The sequence below is a fragment of the Novosphingobium sp. ERW19 genome, from assembly GCF_012641315.1.
Lineage (GTDB): Bacteria > Pseudomonadota > Alphaproteobacteria > Sphingomonadales > Sphingomonadaceae > Novosphingobium.
Map to the genome: position 1 here is coordinate 117788 of NZ_JABAIC010000003.1, position 19871 is coordinate 137658.

Below are 19871 nucleotides of genomic sequence, written 5' to 3' on the forward strand. Positions count from 1 at the left end.
GCAGTCCCACCAGATCGGTAGCAAACCCGCTGTGCCTTCCCCCTTGATGGGGGAAGGATACGAAGGCTTGGCAGCTTGCTGCCTAGCCGGAGTTGGATGGGGGTGAAATTCGCACGTGAAGAAGTCTCCACCTCCTCTGGCAATTCAGCGCGCACGAAAGATGCGGCGAGAACCCACCGAAGCCGAGGCGGTGATGTGGCGCCTGCTAAAGGAGCAATTCGGCGGCTGGCGTTTTCGCCGACAGGTCCCGCTCGCTTACGCAATCTGTGATTTCGCAAGCCACCAAGCACGTTTGGTAGTCGAGATCGATGGTGGTCAGCACGGTGGAAAAGACGATGCGCGTCGCGATGCAATGATCGCAAGAGAGGGATACCGGGTCCTGCGGTTCTGGAACAACGAAGTACTGGGCAACCGCGCGGGAGTTGCGCTTGTCGTTGCCCGCGAACTCGGCGCAATTTCACCCCCGTCCAACCTCCGCTAGCGGGCAAGCCCGCAAGCTACGGTATCCTTCCCCCATCAAGGGGGAAGGTTGGCGGCGTCATTTCGCTCAAGCCGCCTCTGCGGCAACCTCGCGCATCTGCTGGCGCAACCAGCTGAGCCCGGCGTCGTCGGCGCGCGATTCATGGAATTGCATCATCTCGTGCATCTTGGGGAAGGCGAAAGGCATCGGCGCCCAGACCAGGTTGAAGCGCCGGGCGATCTGGCGCACGAGGCGTTCGTGCAGAACGGCAAGACGCGCCGTGCCCTCGATGAACCACGGCGCCGAGGCAAAGCTGGATACGGTAACTTCGACCAGCCGTTCGCGCCCCATGCGCGATAGCGTGGAATCGGCAAAGGCGGCGGTGCGATTGGCCCCGAAGGCCACGGTGACGTGACCGGCGGCATAAAAGTCATCCTCGGTCAGGCCCCGCTGCAGCACCGGGTTCTCCGCCCAGCCGACTACCACCTGCTCCTCCTCGAACAGGACTTCATGAGGATGCCAGGCGGCAAGGAACGGTTCGGGGGTGACAAGGAGGTCGGCCTTGCCCGATTCCAGTTCGGACACGGCCTGTTCGGTCGGCTGGATGATCTCCACCCGCACGCCCGGCGCCGTCACGGCAAAGCGCTCGATCAGGGGGACCAGCACGGCAACCATTATATAGTCGGAACTGACGATGCGAAAGCGGCGGGTCGAGGTCGTCGGATCGAACGCGGTGGGCGTGGTGATCGCACGCTCTACCCCGCGCAGGGCTAGCTGGATCTGCGGGTGGAGCCCCTCGGCGAACGGCGTGGGGTGCATGCGCTTGCCCACGGCGACGACGATCTCGTCATGGAAGTAGTCGCGCAAGCGGCGCAGCGCGGCGCTTGTCGCAGGCTGGGTCAGGCCGATCCGCTCTGCCGCGCGGGTTACGCTGCGGGTTTCCATCAGCGCGTCGAACACGACGAGCAGGTTGAGATCGAGGCCCTTGAAGCGCATCGGCAGCCACCCTTGGTTCAATCACAAGGTGATTGGTTGAACTCCCACACCACAATTGCGGGTAATTGTGAAGACCTGTTCCAAAGGTGCTGCCAACGACGGTGATGGTAGCGGTTGAAATGGTTTAACCGGTCGCTTAACAAGAGTGTCAACAAGACACTCTTGGGAGATTCGGATGGCCGGCGTGCTGGATGGAAAGGTCGTTGCCGTGACCGGCGCCGGGCGCGGGATCGGGCGCGAAATCGCGCTGCTCTGCGCTCGCGAAGGTGCGGCGGTGATCGTCAACGATCCGGGCGTGGCGCAGGGCGGCGACGGCGGCGATGCAGGCCCGGCGCAGACCACGGTCAACGATATCGTCGCAGCAGGCGGCAAGGCCTGGGCCAATCTCGCCAGCGTCGCCGATCCGGTGGGCGCGGCAAGCATCGTCGAGGATGCGGTGCAGCGGTTCGGGCGGATCGACGCGGTGGTCAACAACGCCGGCATCCTGCGCGACACGATCTGGCACAAGATGTCCTACGAGGACTGGACCAGCGTCATCGATGTGAACCTCACGGGCGCGTTCAATGTCTCGAAGGCGGCAACGCCCTACTTCCGCGAACAGTCCTCGGGCAGTTTCATCCACTTCACCTCCACCTCGGGCCTGATCGGCAACATCGGCCAGGCCAACTATTCGGCGGCGAAGCTGGGGCTGGTGGCGATGTCGCAGTCAATCGCGCTCGACATGGCGCGCTGGGGCGTGCGGTCAAACTGCATCGCACCATTCGCGTGGAGCCGCATGACCGCCTCGATCCCGGCGGAAACGCCTGAACAGAAGCTGCGGGTGGAGCGGATGCAGACGATGAGCGCCGACAAGATCGCTCCGCTCGTCGCCTACCTCGCTTCGGACCTTTCCAGGGACGTCACCAACCAGATCTTCTCGGTGCGCAAGAACGAGATCCTGCTGTTCGACAAGCCGCGCCCGGTGCGCTCCATGGTCAAGCTCGAGGGCTGGACGCCCACAGCCATTGCCGAGGAACTGATCCCGGCGTTCCGCCCCTCGTTCGCACGTGCCGACGAAGTTTCGGCGCACGTCTTCCCCTACGATCCTGTTTGAGGAATTTTCGACATGGCTAATCCCGGAATGGACCCGGACATCTTCGAGCAGTTCCTCGAACAGCTGCGCCGCTATGTGCGCGAGCGGCTGATCCCGGCAGAAGACGATGTCATCGCCAATGACCGAATTCCCGACGACATCCTCGACGAAATGCGCGAGATGGGCCTGTTCGGCATCACCATCCCCGAGGAGTTCGGCGGGGCCGGCATGAACATCAGCCAGTACATCACCACCGTGATGCACATGGCCTATGCCTCGCCCGCCTACCGCTCCACCGTGTCGATCAACATCGGCATGACCGGCAGCGCGATCAAGAATTACGGCACGCCAGAGCAGAAGGCCGAATGGCTGCCGCGCATCGCCAGCGGCGAGATTGCCTGCTTCGGGCTGACCGAGCCGGGTTCGGGATCGGACAGCGCCGCGATGCAGACCACCGCGGTGCGTGACGGCAATGGCTACCGCCTCAACGGCACCAAGCGCTACATCACCAACAGCCCTTCGGCGAAGATCGGCCTGATCATGGCACGCACCTCGAAGGAGGCCCTGCCCAAGAACGCCCACGTCTCGGCCTTCATCGTCGACATGTCGACGCCGGGGATCACCGTGGGCAAGCCCGACAAGAAGATGGGCCAATCGGGCGCGCACATCGCCGACGTGATCATGGAGGATGTCTACATTCCGGGTTCGGCGCTGGTCGGTGGCGAGGAAGGGCGGGGCTTCCAGATCGCGATGCAGAGCCTTGATAACGGGCGGCTTTCGGTGGCGGGCATGGGCGTGGGCATGGGGCGCCGCGCGCTCGACACGGCGATCCGCTATGCCAACGAGCGCAAGGCGTTCGGCGAGCCGATCGCCAATTTCCAGCTGATCCAGGCGATGCTGGCTGACAGCGAGGCCGACCTCTACGCCGCCGAATGCATGGTCGCCGATGCCTGCGCCCGCGCCGACCGTGGCGAGAACATCCAGCGCAAGGCGGCTGCGGCCAAGCTATTCTCGTCCGAGGCCTGCGGGCGCGTGGTCGACCGTTGCGTTCAGGTGTTCGGCGGGGCGGGCTACCTCGCCGAGTATCCGGCCGAGCGCTTCTTCCGCGATGCCCGCATCCTGCGCATCTATGAAGGCACAAGCCAGATCATGCAGTTGCAGATCGCCAAGCACCTGCTGCGCGAATTCGCCAGCGAAGGGACCGTCTGGTAGACCATGTACCAGCTGCTCTCCGGGCTATCGATCGTCGAGGTCTCGTCGTTCGTCGCCTCGCCGACCGCAGGCCTCTACTGCGCGCAGATGGGCGCGGAGGTGATCCGCATCGACGACCGGCGCGGCGGGCTGGACTACAAGCGCTACATGATGACGCGCGAGGGCCGCTCGCTGTCGTGGGAGAACCTCAACCGCGCGAAGAAGAGCGTGGCGCTCGATCTGCAGACGCCTGAGGGGCGCGAACTGGCCGTCGAGCTGGCGCGCAAGGTGGGGCAGGTGATCACCAACCTGCCGCTGGAAAGCTTCATGGCGCATGAGCGGATCGCGGCAGGTCGGCGCGATCTCGTCTCGGTGCGGATCATGGGTTGGCATGACGGGCGGCAGGCGATGGACTTCACCGTCAACGCCGCCTCTGGCTATCCGCTGATGACCGGGCCGGAGGACTGGGATGCGGCCAGCGCGCCGCCGGTCAACCAGATCCTGCCCGCCTGGGACTTCATCACCGGCGCCTATTGCGCCTTCGCGCTGCTGGCGGGCCTCAGGCATCGCGATGCCACGGGTGAGGGCAGCGAACTGCGCGTGCCATTGGGCGACGTTGCCATCGGCACGGCGTTCAACGCCGGTGCGGCAGCGGAAATGCTCTATCGCGGGGACGATCGCGAACGCATCGGCAATGCCATCTGGGGCGCGTTCGGGCGCGATTTCCAAAGCGCTGACGGCAAGCGCTTCATGGTTGCGGCGCTGACGCCGAAGCAATGGAAGGCCACTGTCGAGGCGTTCGGGCTGACCGACGATCTGGCCGCGGTCGAAGCGGAACTGGGCGTGAGTTTTGGGCTGAGCGATCATCACCGCTTCGTCCACCGCCACCGCCTGTTCTCGATGTTCCAGGAAGCGGCCGAGCAATTCACCTATGCCGCGCTTGCCGAGCGTCTGACCAAGGCCGGAGCGACCTTCGAACGCTATCGCACGATGCACGAAATGGCGCGCGATCCCGACCTCGTCACCAACAACCCGCTGTTCGGACCATCGCCCGCCAATCCCAGCGGCTTCGCCTATCCCGCGCCGCGCAGCTTCGCCAACATCCCCGGCCGCGAAGCCGGCGATCCGCAGCCCGCGCCCTACCTCGGCCAGAACAGCGAGGAAGTGCTCAGCCAGCGGCTGGGCCTGTCCTCGGGCGAGATCGCCGCACTGATCGACAAGGGCGTCGTCGCCACTTCAGACAAGGAATCCGCATGACTCTCCGCCGCGCCGCCATCGTCGCCCCGATCCGCACCGCTGTCGGCAAGTTCGGCGGCTCGCTGTCCTCGCTTACCGCCGGGCAACTCGGCGCGACCATCCTCACCGCGCTGATGGAGCGGACGAAGATAGACCCCACGCGCGTCGACGACGTGATCTTCGCGCAAGGCTACGGCAACGGCGAGGCGCCGTGCATCTCGCACTGGTCCTGGCTGCTGGCCGGATTGCCCGAGGAAGTGCCCGGCTATCAGCTCGACCGGCGCTGTGGTTCCGGCCTGCAGGCCATCGTCAATGCCGCGATGATGGTGCAGACCGGCGTCTCTGACGTCGTCGTGGCGGGCGGCGTGGAATCCATGTCCAACGTCGAGCACTATACCACCGACGTGCGCAAGGGCGTGCGCGCGGGGTCACTGACCCTGCATGACCGGCTGACGCGCGGCCGCGTGATGAGCCAGCCGATCGAGCGCTATGGCGTGATCTCCGGCATGATCGAAACCGCGGAAAACCTCGCCCGCGACTTCGCGATCAGCCGCGAAGCCTGTGACGCCTACGCCGCACGCAGCCACCAGCGCGCCGCCGCAGCCTGGGCCAAGGGCCTGTTCGACGACGAACTCGTGCCGGTCAGCATCCCGCAGAAGAAGGGCGATCCGGTGACCTTCGCGCACGACGAGGGCTATCGCGCCGATGCGACGATGGAGTCGCTGGCCAAGCTCAAGCCGCTTGAAAAGGGCGTCGTCACCGCAGGCAACGCCAGCCAGCAGAACGACGCGGCGGCCGCCTGCCTCGTCGTGGCCGAGGACAAGCTCGACGAGCTCGGGCTGGAGCCGATCGCCTGGTTCCACTCCTGGGCGGCCGCCGGCTGCGATCCCTCGCGCATGGGCTATGGCCCGGTGCCCGCCACCGAGCGCCTGTTTGCCCGCAACGGCCTGTCGTGGAGCGACATCGACCTGATCGAGCTGAACGAGGCCTTCGCGCCGCAAGTCCTCGCCTGCCTCAAGGGCTGGGGCTGGTCGGACGATGACAGCCGCCACGACATGCTCAACGTCAACGGCTCGGGCATCAGCCTCGGCCATCCCATCGGCGCGACCGGCGGCCGCATCCTCGCCAACCTGACGCGCGAGTTGCAGCGGCGTGGGCAGCGCTATGGGTTGGAGACGATGTGCATCGGCGGCGGTCAGGGCATCGCCGCGGTGTTCGAGGCCGCGCGATGATCCTTTCCCCCTACGATGCGGAGGACCACGGCGAGATCCGCGAAGGCGTGCGCAAGCTCTGCGCGCAGTTTCCGGGCGAATACTGGCGCAAGCTCGACGAGAAGCGCGAGTACCCCACCGAATTCGTCAATGCGCTGACCCAGGCGGGCTGGCTTTCCGTGTTGATACCCGAGGAATACGGCGGATCGGGCCTTGGCCTGTCCGCCGCCGCCGCGATCCTCGAGACGATCCAGTCCGAGGGCGGCAATGGCGGGGCCTGCCATGCGCAGATGTACATCATGGGCACGATCCTGCGCCACGGCTCGGAAGAGCAGAAGCGCCAGTATCTGCCGAAGATCGCCAGCGGCGAGTTGCGCCTGCAGGCCTTCGGCGTGACCGAGCCGACCAGCGGCACCGACACCACATCCTTGCGCACCTTCGCCCGGCGCGAGGGCGACGCATACGTGGTCAACGGCCAGAAGATCTGGACCAGCCGCGCCGAACATTCCGACCTCATGCTGCTGCTCGCCCGCACCACCGCGCGCGAGGAGGTGGCCAGCAAGACCGACGGGCTTTCGGTGTTCATCGTCGACATGCGCGAGGTGATCGGCAAGTCGCTGACGATCCGCCCGATCCGCACGATGATGAACCACGCGACGACCGAGGTGTTCTTCGACAATATGCGCATCCCGGCCGCGAACCTGCTGGGCGAGGAGGGCAAGGGCTTCCGCTACATCCTCTCGGGCATGAACGCCGAACGCGTGCTGATCGCGGCCGAATGCGTCGGCGATGCCAAGTGGTTCACGCGCCGCTCGGTCGAGTACGCCAAGGAGCGGCAGGTGTTCGGCCGCGCCATCGGCGCCAACCAGGGCGTCGCGTTCCCGATCGCCAAGGCCTATGCGAACATGCGCGCGGCCGAATTGATGGTGCGCGAGGCGGCACGGATGTACGAGGCTGGCCTGCCGATGGGCGCGGAGGCCAACATGGCCAAGATGCTCGCCGCCGATGCCTCATGGGAGGCAGGCAACGCCTGCGTCCAGACCCACGGCGGCTTCGGCTTTGCCGAGGAATACGACGTGGAACGCAAGTTGCGCGAAACGCGCCTCTATCAGGTCGCACCGATCAGCACGAACCTCATCCTGTCGTTCCTGTCCGAACACGTGCTGGGTTTGCCGCGGAGCTACTGACTTTCGCGGCGTTGTCGAGGGAGCAAAAGCAGCCAGTCAGGACGCGACGCCATTGCGGACAAGGGCGATCGCCCCATTCTCCCTACCGTCACCCCGGGCTCGACCCGGGGCGACGGGAATACTGCTGATATGAAAGGGATCTCCGCTCCGCACCCCATTCCTGCCAATCAAACCACCTACCCGCAGCCCCAAAACCTGCCGTCACCCCGGGCTTGACCCGGGGTCCCGCTGTTCTTGCGAAGCCGCAGGAACGCTCAGTTGTCCTGCTCGTTCACCGCTAGCAGCGCGAGCTCGGTGCGATTGTCGATGCCCAGCTTCTGGTACATCGTGTGCAGGTAGACCTTCACCGTGCCTTCGCCGATGCCCAGTTCCGCACCGATGTCGCGGTTGCGCAGGCCACGTGCGACAAGTCCGGCGATCTTGCGCTCGCGCGGGTTGAGCTTGGCCAGCGGCCCTTGCGCATCGGGGCGCAGCGACAGATCGATGGCCCGCTGCAGGAAGATCGGCTCGATGGCCTTCTGGCCGCCATGGACCTTCTCCAGCACGCCGACCAGGCCGTCTTCCGCCCCGTCCTTGGAAACGATGCCCTCTACCCCCGCACGCATCACCGAAATCAGCTGACGATCATTGATCTCGGCAGTCAGCAGCACAACCGGGCGCTTGTCGCCGCGATCGCGCAACACTTCCAGCGTCTGAACCCCGTTCATGCCGGGCATGTTGATATCCAGCAGGACGATGGCCGGATCGTGGGTCTTGATCGCATCCAGCGTCTCCTCGCCACTTGCGGTGGCAGCCACCACCGAAAACCGGGTGCCGCGCAACACCGCTTCCACGCCGGCGCGGATGAAGCCGTGGTCATCGGCCACTAGGACTGGAATCATGCAAGTTCTCCGGATCGTAAGGCAATTTCGAGACGAGCGCCGCCTCTGCTGGAATCAAGTCTGAAGCTTCCGCCCAGTGCCTCGACACGTTCCGAAATGGAGCGTGGCCGCGCGGCATTGCCGAACGTGGGGAAGCCGACGCCATCGTCGGTGATGCTCAGGCGCAGCTCGCTGTCACATTCGCTCAGGGTGACCAGCACCTTGCTGCACTTGCCATGGCGCGCCGCATTGGCAATTGCTTCGCGCACGAGCTGGCGGATTTCGTGCGAAAGCTGCACCGAAATCGGCTGAGGGTCACTTGTCAGGGCAAGTTCGGTCGAGATGTGCCAATGCGCACCCGCCTCGGCCAGAAGATCGCGCAGCTCCTCGGCGATATCGGTCCGTCGGTCGCTTTCCTGGCCCCGCCTCAGTCTTTCGATCAGCAGGCGCAGCTGTCCCTGTTCGCGGCGCAGCGCATTCTTGATCGAATCGATTTCGCCTTCGGGATCGTTGCCTTCGCGGATCCAGCGGCGCAGCGCTTCGAGACGGAACAGCGTGCCCGCCAGGAACTGGGCCACGCTGTCGTGCAGATCGCGCGCAACAGCGTGCCGGACGCCGGTTTCTGCGGCTGTGCGCGCAAGTGAGGCCATTTCCTCCCGGTCCAGCGCCTGCCCGAACTCGCGGGCTATCGCCGACATCAGGCCGATATCGTCAAAGCTCAGGGCGTGGGCGTTCCACACCACGAGATGGCCTGACCCCATCACGCTGCGCACCGAAGCGATCATCCCGTTCTCGACGCCGAGGAGGGTGGCCAGGCGCGAATCCAGCTGTTCTGCGCGGACTTCAATGGTGTCGTCGGCGGAAGCCTCGACCAGTTGCCGGCCCCGCTTCATGTCGATGAGCGAGGCGGGCAGGGGGGCAAGCAGTTCCTCGGCGAAGGTTTCGGGCGAAAGGCGCTGCCTGTCCGGTTGCCCGTCGTCTATCCGGCGCAGGTCGATCCACGGTTCCTCGCTGCTGGCGAAGGCGAATGCCGCGTTGCGCGCCCCGAACGACTGTATGACCAGATTGAGAGCGCCATCGAACACGAGGTCACGCCGCTCGCCGGGAATGCCCGCCGGTTCGGGCAGCACGGCCATGCGCCCAGTGGAGCGGGACATGCTCAGCCAGATCAGCATCGAGGAAAGCAGGATCATGTAGATCGTGCGCCGCACGAAGCGGTAGGGATCGATGTCGACGCCCCAGTAATACAGGATCATCCCGAACGCCAGGTTCGTGACCAGCAGGACGATGGCGGTGACGACCGTGGCCCGCCAGTTCCATCTGACCATGGCGACGACCAGCAGGAACGCGGCCAATGCCAGGAACGGACTCTGGAACTCGGTGTAGCGGCTTTCGGTGAAATAGACCGCCGCGATGAAGATCGCCACGTCGATTGCCTGTGCGGCCGGGGCCAGGCGGAAATCGAACCACCAGCTTCGCCAGGCCAGGACCATGAGCGCCGCCGTCCACAGCGTGTAGACGGAAAGCAGGCTGTAGCCGTAGAACTCGCCGCGCACCGGCACGGTCGGGTCCAGCACCAGGGCGAGCAGAAACGCAAGCGCAAGGATGGCTCGTCCGGTCGCAACGACTCGCCCCGTGTTACGCCTGCGCATTTTTCTTGCCCGTCCTGTCCTGATTCGGACTCCCCACGCCATTTTTGCACGCCGTGCGCGCTCTGAACAGTCATTTGGCTGTGCCAGTCCGGCACGGTCGGATGTTAAGCGGGTTTTAACTGGTCGATCACGTTTATAGTGCGGTTAATGAAAGAATATTTGGCAAATCCGGGGCGTTCGTGCAGAATTGATTGCACCGGGCGTTTACCTTTTTGGATGACCGGGAACAGTCGGGATTCATCACTGCAATGATTGTGACGGGCGAACTTTGCGAAAATCCGCTGGTCGAGCTGACGGCAAAGCAGAGAGAGGTTCTCGATCTGTTGATTCAGCATATGACCTCCAAGGAGATCTCGCGACAGTTGGGGATATCGCCCCACACCGTCGATCAGCGCATCATGCTGGCCCGGGCCAAGCTCGGCGTGGCCACCCGCGGTGAGGTCGCCCAAGCCTATCGCCGTCTGGTAGAGACATACGAACAACCCGTATATGAAGATTCCCATATAGGTTTTCCGCCACTTCCCGTCGAAAACAGCTCTCGGGATGACATCGATGTCGGACCGTCAGGAGCAGAGGCCAGGCTTCCGGTGCATGATGCACCCGGGATCGAGGGTCGGGCCGATGCTCCGGTCGAACGCAGGCGCCAGGCGCCGGCCGAGGCTGACGGGATGGTCTATCATCATGTCCTCCCGGAGATGTTCGACGGGCCGAATGGCACCCTTCTGCGGCTGGGCTATATTGGCGGCATAACGGTGTTCCTGATCCTGATCGTGCTGGGCGGGCTGAGCATGTTCATGCAACTGTCCACCATGCTCGACCGGTAGGGCAAGGTCCTTCACCGACCATCTCCTTCCATGAACCGGATTTCCGGCGCGGGGGCGTCGGCGTCCACATGAAGGGGTCCGTTCTGGCAACGGGGCGGGACAGGGTGTGAAGATGAAAGCTACTGACAACACGATCGCGATGCCTTTCGGGAAAGCCAATGGTGCACAGGCCAATGGCCGCGCCGCCGCCGCCGCTGCTTCCGGCAATGCCACGGCCGTCCACGGCCTGCGCATCACCCGCGATCTCCACGATGCCGAGGCGGCGCTGGACGAAGCGCTGATCCGCCAGGCCAACCTGCTCGCCACAATGGTCCGCGCCCGCCGCGAGACGCCGGTCGGTCCGTTCACCGGCCAGGATGCGCTGCTCCGTCTCGCCGCCAGCCAGAAGGCGGTGCTCGATGCCAGCGGCGAACTCGCCCGCGTCCATGGCAAGCTGCTCGACGTCGGCCGTGAGATGGGCTCCGGCCTGGTCGACGATTGCCCGCCCACGGGCTCGCTCGGCGATGCCGCCCACCCGGTCGCGCTGGTCGATGCGGCCTGAGCGCCGAGTGCTGGTGAATCGGGCGCTGGTGGTTACGGCAGCGGGCAGGGGTTGAAGCAATGCTCATGATCTGGGCCGCTCGCATCGCCTTTGTCGGCATCCTCGTCTTTGCCTTTCGCAAGGGCGAGGAGCCGGAGCGCATGGTCGCGACCATCCTGATCGCGACCATCCTGCTCGATCTCGCCAACCACGCGCTGTTCGGCAATCCCGCCTTCTTCGCGATCGACCCGGGGCACCTGATCATCGACAGCTGGGCGCTGGCCGGGCTGCTGTGGGTGGCCTTGCGCGCCAACCGCGGCTGGCCGCTCTGGGCCTGCTCGGGACAGGTCATCGTGATCCTCGCCCACCTCGCCAAGATGGTCGACCTCTCGCTCGTCCGCTACGGCTACTTCGCGATGAGCCAGCTGCCCATCGCGATACAGAGCGCCGCGCTCCTCCTCGGCACCACCGCCCATCTCCAGCGGACCGACCGCATCGGCCGCTACCACGCCTGGCGCCTCACCTGACGCCCTAGGCACCCCGGCTCGCCGCCGGCCACCGCACAGCATCGCCGCCTTACCATTCATCCCATTTCACGGGAGCCACAGACATGACCGTACGTTCCATGCGCAGTGCGCCGCCCCGGCGCGATTCCGTCGGCCGCCGGGCCAGCCTCGCCATCGTCGGCGCCCCGTCCGCTCCGGCAGCGCCCGCCTTCGCCGCGCCCGCCGCCCCGGCGCTCGACGAGGCGACCATTGCCCGCCACACCGTCGCCGCGCGGGAGTTCTACAACGCCCGCCGCCGCCGCCACAAGCACCTGCCCGCCGATCTCTTCGGCGAGCCCACCTGGGACATCCTGCTCGATCTCTACGTCGCCGGGCGCGAGAACCGCCGCGTGCCCACCACCAGCGCCTGCATCGGCGCCCATGTCCCGCCGACCACGGCGCTGCGCTGGCTGCGCATCCTCGAGGCGCGCGGCCTGGTAGAGCGCGAGGACGATGGCCGCGATGGCCGCCGCACCTTCGTCCACCTCAGCCCCGCCGGCCTTGCCGCGATGGACGCCACGCTCGCCCTGATGTGCCAGCGCATGGACGACATCGCCGACAAGATCCTCGCGCCCACCGCCGCCGAAGACTGAACGCTCATTCCTCCCCGTCAGCGGGAGGAAGGCTGTCGCCAGCAGGGGAGAAGCCAGCGCCGCCCGGCACCTCCCCGCGCAACGCCCCCTCCCGCAACACCGCTTCCCGCATCCCCAGCAACTTGGCCCGCAGCGAAGCCCGCGCCCCATCGGCCCGCGCCGCATCCGCCGCCGCACGCTCGGCCTCCCAGCGCACCTTCAGCGCCTCATAGACCGGATGCCCCTCGCGCAGGTCGCCCACGCGCACTGCCCCATACTTCTCCGGCCGCCGCGCGCGCAGCAGGAACATCAGCAGCCCGGTATTGTGATGCGTCCAAGTGGCGACAACCTTCCCGCGCGAGACTACCGGCCGCTCCTCCCCGGCAATCGCCCGCTCCAGCGCACAGTCCTCCAGCCGCGAATAGCCCCGCTCCACCGCCGCATCCCACGCCCGCGCAAAGTCCTCCGCGCCCACCCGATGCCGCAACTTGTACAGCGCCTCCACCGAAGCCCCGATGCTCAGCGCCGCCTGACTCACGATCCCCGTAGCCGCCAGCGTAGCAATGAACCGCCGCTGCTTGTCCGGCGTGATCGAATTGCGCCGCGGCGCCACATGCACAAACGGCACAAACGCCAGCGCCGAGTCATCCACCACATCCACCCGCCGAACCCGAGAAGTCCGCCGTTTCCGCTCCCGATCCTCCCCGGAACGGGGAGGGGGACCGCCGCGAAGCGGTGGTGGAGGGGTCGAAACCTCACCATCAAGCGCGGAACTCCGCTCATCCTGAGCCTGTCGAAGGATCTCATACATCCCCCACAATTAACCTATACGGTTAAATGTAGGAAAGCGAAAACTAGGAAGGGTCAGGAGAGAAGGAAAAATGCGAGGGTCATAACCCTCGCGCTCCCATGAGTCGGAGCAAGCCGCACCCCAAGTTCCTCCCCGCCCCGGAGAGGGGGACCATCCGCAGGATGGTGGAGGGGCACTATCAACCGAGCACCCCGCCCCACCCCGCCACCGGAAGGCCATCCCAACAAGTCTCCCCTCCCGCAGGCGGGAGGGGTTGGGGGTGGGCATAAGCACCAAGGTCCCAGAAGAGGCCAGGGCTGGGCACCCAAAACCCGCCCACGACAAAAGCGCCAACATCACCGACCCATCCCCCGCGCCAGACCCACACCCCCGCCCCACCGCGAAGGCGGGGGCCTCAATCGGTTCAAGCCCACCTGACGAAGCGCCCAGACATCCTCGCCATAATCGTCCTGATCCGCACCTTCCTCAGCTTTTCACTGGAAACCGAAATCGAAGGCTGCTGGCCTTGGCAGAGGTGGCAGAGGTGGCAGAGGTGGCAGGGGAAGAACGAGGTGAGTGAAGGCGCGCCATTGCGATAACGATGTAGTGATAAACGTAGCGACCAGTTGAAAACTATCGCTGCATCGTCTTATAGAGCTATGCGAACCATCGCTCTGGAAAATTTGCGCGAGAGCTAACACTGGATTGGTGGAATTTGTCGCAGAGCTTGCAAAAATGTGGCTCGCACAAGCTTAATTTAGACAAGTAATTTTTTGACGATAGTCTTAAAAGGAATTTTGGATGCAGGACGAAGTTTCGCAAACCGATCCATGGATAGCGTTTCTTTCTGTCGAAGGATTGCATAACCGTCTTAGCTTTGAAATTAATCTTCATCCCGGAATGAATATAATTTACGGAAAAAACGGGATTGGAAAGACTACTCTTCTACATATCATCGCAAACTTGTCAGAAGCTGACATTGAGCGCTTTCGGCACTTAAGTTTTCGAAGAATAGAGATTAAGAATAGTGAAGGAAAATCCGTTAGGCTTGAAAAAGTCAACGGCGAGCTATCTGTATTTATAAATGACCAAAAAACATCATTTGACAATGAAACAATGGCGCTGTCAGAAGTTGAAAAGGAAAGTGTAAGATCTGTTGTCGGTGAGCGGGCGACATACCTTCCAGCATTTCGTTCCGTTTTAGAGCGGATGCGTGAAAGTAACTATAACCCCTACGATGAAAGATCTAAACCAGAGTATGAGGTCTTGCATCACGCAGAAGTGGAAGCGTTTCGTCTAGCTAGAAATGACAAAAGAATATACAGACGAGATACTGCATCCATCGAGTCAAATGTTAGGAAAACATTGCGTTGCCGGCAGTGGTTTGGTTCGTTTGTCCCAGTAGTCCGTTATCCTTCAATAATGGACGTCGTATCTGGACTTAGTGATGAATGGGGTAGTGCTCAAGTAGTCATAGGAAATATTGATCAGAAGCAGTTTGAAACTGCATTTGTTGAAATTTTCTCGGCTATTGCGGAGGGAAGTGTTAGTACTGGATCTCAAGATCAGGCAAAGCTACTCGATGAAATCAAAGATCTCGTTGCGCTAGACGATAGTCGGGTTCAGGGGCCAACAAGGATGTCTGCATATCTCCAGCTGGTAAATATTGCTGAGAAAAATGCTGATTCTAATCAGAACTATGGTAATATTTTGGAAATTTATAGAAAAACATTAGTGGATAGGAAAAATGGAAGAGAGCGTGTTTTAAGTCCCATTAAAGATTTCCAAGACTCCGTTAATGTTTTTTTGTCTGAAAAGGAATTTAAAGTTGGAGGTAGGTCGACAGGGATGGTTCCTCGCCTGAGAGAAGACAATGTATACATTGAGCCAAGGTCGGGAAAACCTTACGGAGTGACTGCGCTTTCGTCTGGTGAGCGGCAGATCGTCACGATGCTTTACTCAACAAGTCGTTCTCAGTTCAAAGCTGGATGTTGTTTGATTGATGAACCTGAGTTGTCATTGCATGTAGATTGGCAGAGGATCATTCTCAAGCATATTGAGAAGCAGCACCAAGGCAGGCAGATCATTGCATGTACGCATTCCCCAGAAGTTGGCGCAGATCATGAGGGGCGAGTGCAATTTTTCTCGCCTCGTACGGTTGAAGCGGATTGCGAAGATTCTGATTCGGATGAGGGGGTAGGTGTTTGAGCAACAGATATTCTCTGGGTGGTTATAGGATCGCCATCCTTGCTCGCACTTCAAAGACGCTGCTAGTTGAGGGAAAGGACGATAAGGAGCTGGTTGATTGTCTTAGACTCTCGATGCCTGCGGTCCCTACGTTAACCGTCGACACACAAGAGTTAATCGATGATCCAGCCTTGTTTGGATTAGGCGCAAAGGCCCGAGTCGATCATTTTCTCTCCACATTGCCCAATGGATCACCAATTCGGGAAAAGGTGGTTGGCTTTGTCGATCGTGAATGGGAGGAGATGGTTGATATCCATACTCACGATCCGTTGCCTTGGTGCAGCCCGACGCAAACCGACATTAGGTTAAAGACTTCGGGGCATTCGATTGAGAATTATGGATTTTCAGTGGATTTTGTGGAGAAATATCTAAGGCATTTCGGAAAGTCAGTTGCAACTGAGGAAGTTGTAAACGCTGTGCGGCTGGCAGTCCCAGAGTCCCTGAGAGCAGGAGCAGCCTTTTCTGAAGTTGCTCGAAGGCGCCAGCTTATCTCACGATGCACGGATATCTTGGACTTGTCAGATGTGTCATGGTCAAATGGTCGTCTAATCATTTCGTCCGCTGTTGATCAGAAACTTGTGAACCGTGGTGCTCATAACGCTGTAGGTTTCATCAGTGATTTTAATCAACGATACACTGATAGATGGTCTACTGCGCCGTTCTCTACCGAAGCTGACTTGCATGCGCATGGGCACATTGGCGAGATGGTTCTTTGGATGGCGGTCGCAAAGATTGTCGTAAATTCTGGATTCTCTGAGGCTGTCGCTCAAGAATTGGCAACGGGGAGGCGAGATGAGCGGCGGAGAGTATGGCACGTATGGTTGGCTTCCCGGCCTCTGCATGAGTTATCTCCGTTGGACGATGCGCTGGCCTAACTGTGATGCGTAATTTCCGCGTTCAAACATTTGAAGCCGCTTGTAAGCTTCTTTACGATGACAGAATCCCCCAGAGTTCTTCTCATTAGGTGTAATCTGGCTTGCTTGCGCATACCGATTTCATTGAAAGCCCACCCCTTGACCCCACCCTCAAACCCGCCTAAGGGCGCGTCCTTCCACAGGTGGGGCTCGTCCGCGCCTATGGCTTGAGCTGAACATTGCCGGTGCGTCTGGGTCTCTCAGGTAATCCGTCAAAGTAACCCGGTGACGAAAGTTGCGGGTGGAGCGTTTCGGTTCGTGATTGCGTTTGGGGGAGGGGCTTGTCCGCCACCTTCCCGGTCTGCGCATTTGCGGTGCCCGCATCTCTTCACCTTCGGCCGAAGCGCCACAATCACAGGTGAAGAGTACTTCATGCCCACAATCAATCAGCTGGTCCGCAAGGGCCGCGAACCGCAGAAGGCCAAGTCCAAGGTCCCTGCGATGGAGCAGAACCCGCAGAAGCGCGGCGTCTGCACCCGCGTCTACACGACCACCCCTAAGAAGCCGAACTCGGCTCTCCGCAAGGTCGCCAAGATCCGCCTGACCAACAGCCGCGAAGTCATTTCGTACATCCCGGGTGAAGGCCACAACCTGCAGGAGCACTCGGTCGTGCTCATCCGCGGCGGCCGCGTTCGCGACCTTCCCGGCGTTCGCTACCACGTCCTGCGCGGCGTGCTCGATACGCAGGGCGTCAAGGACCGCAAGCAGTCCCGCTCGAAGTACGGCGCCAAGCGTCCGAAGTAATCAGGCCAGGTCCGGCTCTGGACCGCTCCCCCTCCCGGCTACCCACACTTGGGTAAGCTTTGGGTGGCCGGGAGGGGGAGCGGGCCGGAGCCGAGAGCCTGCCGCGGATGCGGGAGGCTCACTCCGAAGGAGTACACAATATGTCACGTCGTCGTCGTCCGGAAAAGCGGGTCATCCTGCCCGATCCGAAGTTCGGTGATCAGGTTCTGTCGAAGTTCATGAACAACCTCATGCTCGATGGTAAGAAGTCGGTTGCCGAAAGCATCGTCTACGGTGCGCTCGAAACCATGCAGACGCGTGCGAAGGCGGACCCGGTCCAGCTCTTCCACGATGCGCTGAACAATGTCCGTCCGCAGATCGAAGTGCGCTCGCGCCGCGTCGGTGGTGCGACCTACCAGGTCCCGGTCGAGGTTCGCCCCGAGCGCGCCCAGGCTCTCGCCATCCGCTGGCTGATCACGGCTGCACGCAACCGTTCGGAAACCACGATGGCCGCGCGCCTTTCGGCCGAGCTGCTTGATGCGGCCAACAACCGTGGCAACGCCGTCAAGAAGCGTGAAGACACCCACCGCATGGCCGACGCCAACCGCGCGTTCAGCCACTACCGTTGGTAAGTCTTTAAACGGTCACATCCGTAACCATATGGGCGGAGCCTCCCCGGCTCCCCCATAGACCCAAGGAATAGCACCATGGCACGCAGCCATCCGCTCGAGCGCTATCGCAATTTCGGCATCATGGCGCACATCGACGCCGGCAAGACGACGACGACCGAGCGCATCCTCTACTACACCGGCAAGTCCTACAAGATCGGCGAAGTCCATGACGGCGCCGCTACCATGGACTGGATGGAGCAGGAGCAGGAGCGCGGCATCACGATCACGTCGGCCGCCACCACCTGCTTCTGGCAGGACCACCGCCTCAACATCATCGACACCCCCGGCCACGTTGACTTCACCATCGAAGTCGAACGCTCGCTGCGCGTGCTCGACGGTGCCGTCGCCGCCTTCGACGGCGTCGCCGGCGTCGAGCCCCAGTCGGAAACCGTCTGGCGCCAGGCGGACAAGTACAACGTCCCCCGCATGTGCTTCATCAACAAGCTCGACCGCACCGGCGCGAACTTCAAGTACTGCGTCCAGACGATCATCGACCGCCTCGGTGCAACGCCTGCGGTGCTGTATCTGCCGATCGGCGCGGAAAGCGACTTCAAGGGCCTCGTTGATCTCGTCGAGCAGCGCGCGATCATCTGGAAGGATGAATCGCTCGGCGCCGAGTTCTTCTACGAAGACATCCCGGCCGACATGGCCGACGAAGCTGCCGACTATCGCTCGAAGCTCGTCGAACTCGCCGTCGAACAGGACGACGAGGCGATGGAAGCCTACCTCGAGGGCAACGAGCCCGACGTGGCGACGCTCAAGAAGCTGATCCGCAAGGGTACGCTCGGCCAGGCCTTCGTGCCCGTGCTGTGTGGCTCGGCGTTCAAGAACAAGGGCGTCCAGTGCCTGCTCGACGCGGTGGTGGACTACCTGCCTTCGCCGCTCGACATCGAGGACGTGCAGGGCATCAACCCCGACACCGAAGAGCCCGACAGCCGCCCGACGGCGGACGACGCGCCGTTCTCGGCGCTGGCGTTCAAGATCATGAACGACCCGTTCGTCGGCTCGCTGACCTTCACCCGCATCTATTCGGGCACGCTGACCAAGGGCAGCTACCTGAATTCGGTGAAGGACAAGAAGGAGAAGGTCGGCCGCATGCTGCTGATGCACTCCAACAACCGTGAAGACATCGATGCGGCCTACGCCGGCGACATCGTTGCCATCGCGGGTCTGAAGGAGACGACCACGGGCGATACGCTCTGCTCGGAAAAGCACCCGATCATCCTTGAGCGCATGGAATTCCCCGAGCCGGTCATCGAGCTCTCGGTGGAACCCAAGACCAAGGCCGACCAGGAGAAGATGGGCATCGCGCTCAACCGTCTCTCGGCAGAGGACCCCTCGTTCCGCGTTTCGACCGATCACGAATCGGGCCAGACGATCATCAAGGGGATGGGCGAACTTCACCTCGAAATCCTTGTCGACCGCATGAAGCGCGAGTTCAAGGTCGAGGCGAACGTCGGTGCGCCGCAGGTGGCCTACCGCGAATACCTCGCCAAGCCGATCGATCTCGACCACACCCACAAGAAGCAGTCGGGCGGCACCGGCCAGTTCGGCCGCGTCAAGGTCAAGGTGACGCCGGGCGAGCGTGGTTCGGGCTTCGTCTTCAAGGACGAGATCAAGGGCGGTAACATTCCGAAGGAATATATCCCCGCGATCGAAAAGGGCTTCCGTGAAACCGCTCTGACGGGCTCGCTGATCGGCTTCCCGATCATCGACTTCGAAGTCCTGCTTTATGACGGTGCGTACCACGACGTCGACTCGTCGGCCCTGGCCTTCGAAATCTGCGCCCGCGGTGCCATGCGCGAAGCCGCCCAGAAGGCCGGCATCAAGCTGCTCGAGCCGATCATGAAGGTCGAGGTGATCACGCCTGAGGAATACCTCGGTGACGTGATCGGCGACATCAACTCGCGTCGTGGCCAGATCCAGGGCACCGACAGCCGCGGCAATGCCCAGGCTGTTACCGCCATGGTCCCGCTGGCAAACATGTTCGGCTACGTGAACCAGCTCCGCTCGTTCACCCAGGGCCGTGCAAACTACTCGATGTTCTTCGACCACTACGACGAAGTCCCGGCGAACGTCGCGACCGAGCTCAAGGCGAAGCTTGCATAAGAGCACGGATAGCATTAGGGGCGGCGCTCGATTCAGCGGGTGCCGTCCATTTCCCGCAGTATCTGCACACATACGAAAAGAAGGTTTGAAC

20 protein-coding genes are annotated in these 19871 nt (G+C 62.3%); 16 read left to right on the forward strand and 4 right to left on the reverse strand.

Going from position 1 to position 19871, the window contains the following annotated elements; all coding sequences use genetic code 11:
- The first annotated feature begins 115 nt into the window (after positions 1–115).
- On the forward strand, positions 116–481 hold the full coding sequence (locus HGI46_RS06545; RefSeq protein ID WP_346766684.1) for a DUF559 domain-containing protein: 366 nt from the start codon (positions 116–118) through the stop codon (positions 479–481).
- 66 nt (positions 482–547) lie between these two features.
- On the opposite strand, the gene HGI46_RS06550 is transcribed toward HGI46_RS06545, so the two are convergent.
- Positions 548–1456, reverse strand: a complete 909-nt coding sequence (locus HGI46_RS06550) for a LysR family transcriptional regulator (RefSeq protein ID WP_168903573.1) — start codon at positions 1454–1456, stop codon at positions 548–550.
- A gap of 175 nt (positions 1457–1631) precedes the next feature.
- On the opposite strand from HGI46_RS06550, the gene HGI46_RS06555 reads away from it, so the two are divergent.
- Genes HGI46_RS06555 through HGI46_RS06575 form a run of 5 tightly spaced genes read left to right on the forward strand, consistent with a single transcriptional unit; the run spans position 1632 to position 7353 of the window.
- Positions 1632–2549 carry an SDR family NAD(P)-dependent oxidoreductase gene (locus HGI46_RS06555; protein ID WP_118073252.1) on the forward strand — a complete coding sequence of 306 codons (918 nt, stop codon included), beginning with the start codon at positions 1632–1634 and terminating at the stop codon, positions 2547–2549.
- Positions 2550–2561: 12 nt separating this feature from the next.
- The gene (locus HGI46_RS06560) at positions 2562–3740 is read left to right on the forward strand and encodes an acyl-CoA dehydrogenase family protein (RefSeq protein ID WP_118073253.1); all 1179 of its coding nucleotides are present in this window, start codon (positions 2562–2564) and stop codon (positions 3738–3740) included.
- 3 nt (positions 3741–3743) lie between these two features.
- Entirely contained in the window at positions 3744–4976 is a 1233-nt protein-coding gene (locus HGI46_RS06565; protein ID WP_168903574.1) for a CoA transferase, read from the forward strand.
- Positions 4973–6187: an acetyl-CoA C-acetyltransferase gene (locus HGI46_RS06570; RefSeq protein ID WP_168903575.1), complete on the forward strand. Its 1215-nt coding sequence runs from the start codon at positions 4973–4975 to the stop codon at positions 6185–6187. The genes HGI46_RS06565 and HGI46_RS06570 overlap by 4 nt, the downstream gene beginning before the upstream one ends.
- Positions 6184–7353, forward strand: a complete 1170-nt coding sequence (locus HGI46_RS06575) for an acyl-CoA dehydrogenase family protein (protein ID WP_168903576.1) — start codon at positions 6184–6186, stop codon at positions 7351–7353. Before HGI46_RS06570 ends, HGI46_RS06575 begins: the two co-directional genes overlap by 4 nt.
- A 254-nt stretch (positions 7354–7607) precedes the next feature.
- On the opposite strand, the gene HGI46_RS06580 is transcribed toward HGI46_RS06575, so the two are convergent.
- Both HGI46_RS06580 and HGI46_RS06585 read right to left on the reverse strand, forming a co-directional pair.
- The gene (locus HGI46_RS06580) at positions 7608–8234 is read right to left on the reverse strand and encodes a response regulator transcription factor (RefSeq protein WP_168903577.1); all 627 of its coding nucleotides are present in this window, start codon (positions 8232–8234) and stop codon (positions 7608–7610) included.
- Positions 8231–9865 (reverse strand): histidine kinase, encoded by a 1635-nt coding sequence (locus HGI46_RS06585; RefSeq protein ID WP_168903578.1) that lies wholly within the window; start codon positions 9863–9865, stop codon positions 8231–8233. The genes HGI46_RS06580 and HGI46_RS06585 overlap by 4 nt, the downstream gene beginning before the upstream one ends.
- Positions 9866–10077: 212 nt before the next feature.
- On the opposite strand from HGI46_RS06585, the gene HGI46_RS06590 reads away from it, so the two are divergent.
- The 4 genes from HGI46_RS06590 (at position 10078) to HGI46_RS06605 (ending at position 12347) form a co-directional block, all read left to right on the forward strand.
- A complete protein-coding gene (locus tag HGI46_RS06590) occupies positions 10078–10689 on the forward strand; it encodes a helix-turn-helix transcriptional regulator (protein ID WP_240946624.1) in 612 nt (203 codons plus the stop codon).
- Positions 10690–10801: 112 nt separating this feature from the next.
- Complete coding sequence (locus HGI46_RS22080) at positions 10802–11230, forward strand: hypothetical protein (protein WP_240946625.1); 429 nt, start codon at positions 10802–10804, stop codon at positions 11228–11230.
- 59 nt (positions 11231–11289) lie between these two features.
- The gene (locus HGI46_RS06600; RefSeq protein ID WP_168903579.1) at positions 11290–11736 is read left to right on the forward strand and encodes a hypothetical protein; all 447 of its coding nucleotides are present in this window, start codon (positions 11290–11292) and stop codon (positions 11734–11736) included.
- Positions 11737–11819: 83 nt separating this feature from the next.
- Positions 11820–12347 carry a winged helix DNA-binding protein gene (locus tag HGI46_RS06605; protein WP_240946626.1) on the forward strand — a complete coding sequence of 176 codons (528 nt, stop codon included), beginning with the start codon at positions 11820–11822 and terminating at the stop codon, positions 12345–12347.
- 4 nt (positions 12348–12351) lie between these two features.
- Here HGI46_RS06605 and HGI46_RS06610 read toward each other — a convergent pair whose 3' ends face one another.
- A complete protein-coding gene (locus HGI46_RS06610; RefSeq protein ID WP_206065588.1) occupies positions 12352–12939 on the reverse strand; it encodes a hypothetical protein in 588 nt (195 codons plus the stop codon).
- A gap of 629 nt (positions 12940–13568) precedes the next feature.
- On the opposite strand from HGI46_RS06610, the gene HGI46_RS06615 reads away from it, so the two are divergent.
- The 6 genes from HGI46_RS06615 (at position 13569) to fusA (ending at position 19780) form a co-directional block, all read left to right on the forward strand.
- Positions 13569–13715 (forward strand): DUF1622 domain-containing protein, encoded by a 147-nt coding sequence (locus HGI46_RS06615; RefSeq protein WP_346766695.1) that lies wholly within the window; start codon positions 13569–13571, stop codon positions 13713–13715.
- Between the two features lie 202 nt (positions 13716–13917).
- A complete protein-coding gene (locus tag HGI46_RS06620) occupies positions 13918–15324 on the forward strand; it encodes an AAA family ATPase (protein ID WP_168903581.1) in 1407 nt (468 codons plus the stop codon).
- Positions 15321–16238, forward strand: a complete 918-nt coding sequence (locus tag HGI46_RS06625) for a hypothetical protein (protein ID WP_168903582.1) — start codon at positions 15321–15323, stop codon at positions 16236–16238. The genes HGI46_RS06620 and HGI46_RS06625 overlap by 4 nt, the downstream gene beginning before the upstream one ends.
- Positions 16239–16649: 411 nt before the next feature.
- Complete coding sequence (rpsL, locus tag HGI46_RS06630) at positions 16650–17021, forward strand: 30S ribosomal protein S12 (RefSeq protein WP_011444902.1); 372 nt, start codon at positions 16650–16652, stop codon at positions 17019–17021.
- Positions 17022–17161: 140 nt separating this feature from the next.
- Complete coding sequence (gene rpsG, locus HGI46_RS06635; RefSeq protein WP_039334380.1) at positions 17162–17632, forward strand: 30S ribosomal protein S7; 471 nt, start codon at positions 17162–17164, stop codon at positions 17630–17632.
- A 75-nt stretch (positions 17633–17707) separates the two neighbouring features.
- Positions 17708–19780 (forward strand): elongation factor G, encoded by a 2073-nt coding sequence (gene fusA, locus HGI46_RS06640; protein ID WP_118073262.1) that lies wholly within the window; start codon positions 17708–17710, stop codon positions 19778–19780.
- Positions 19781–19871 lie beyond the last annotated feature (91 nt).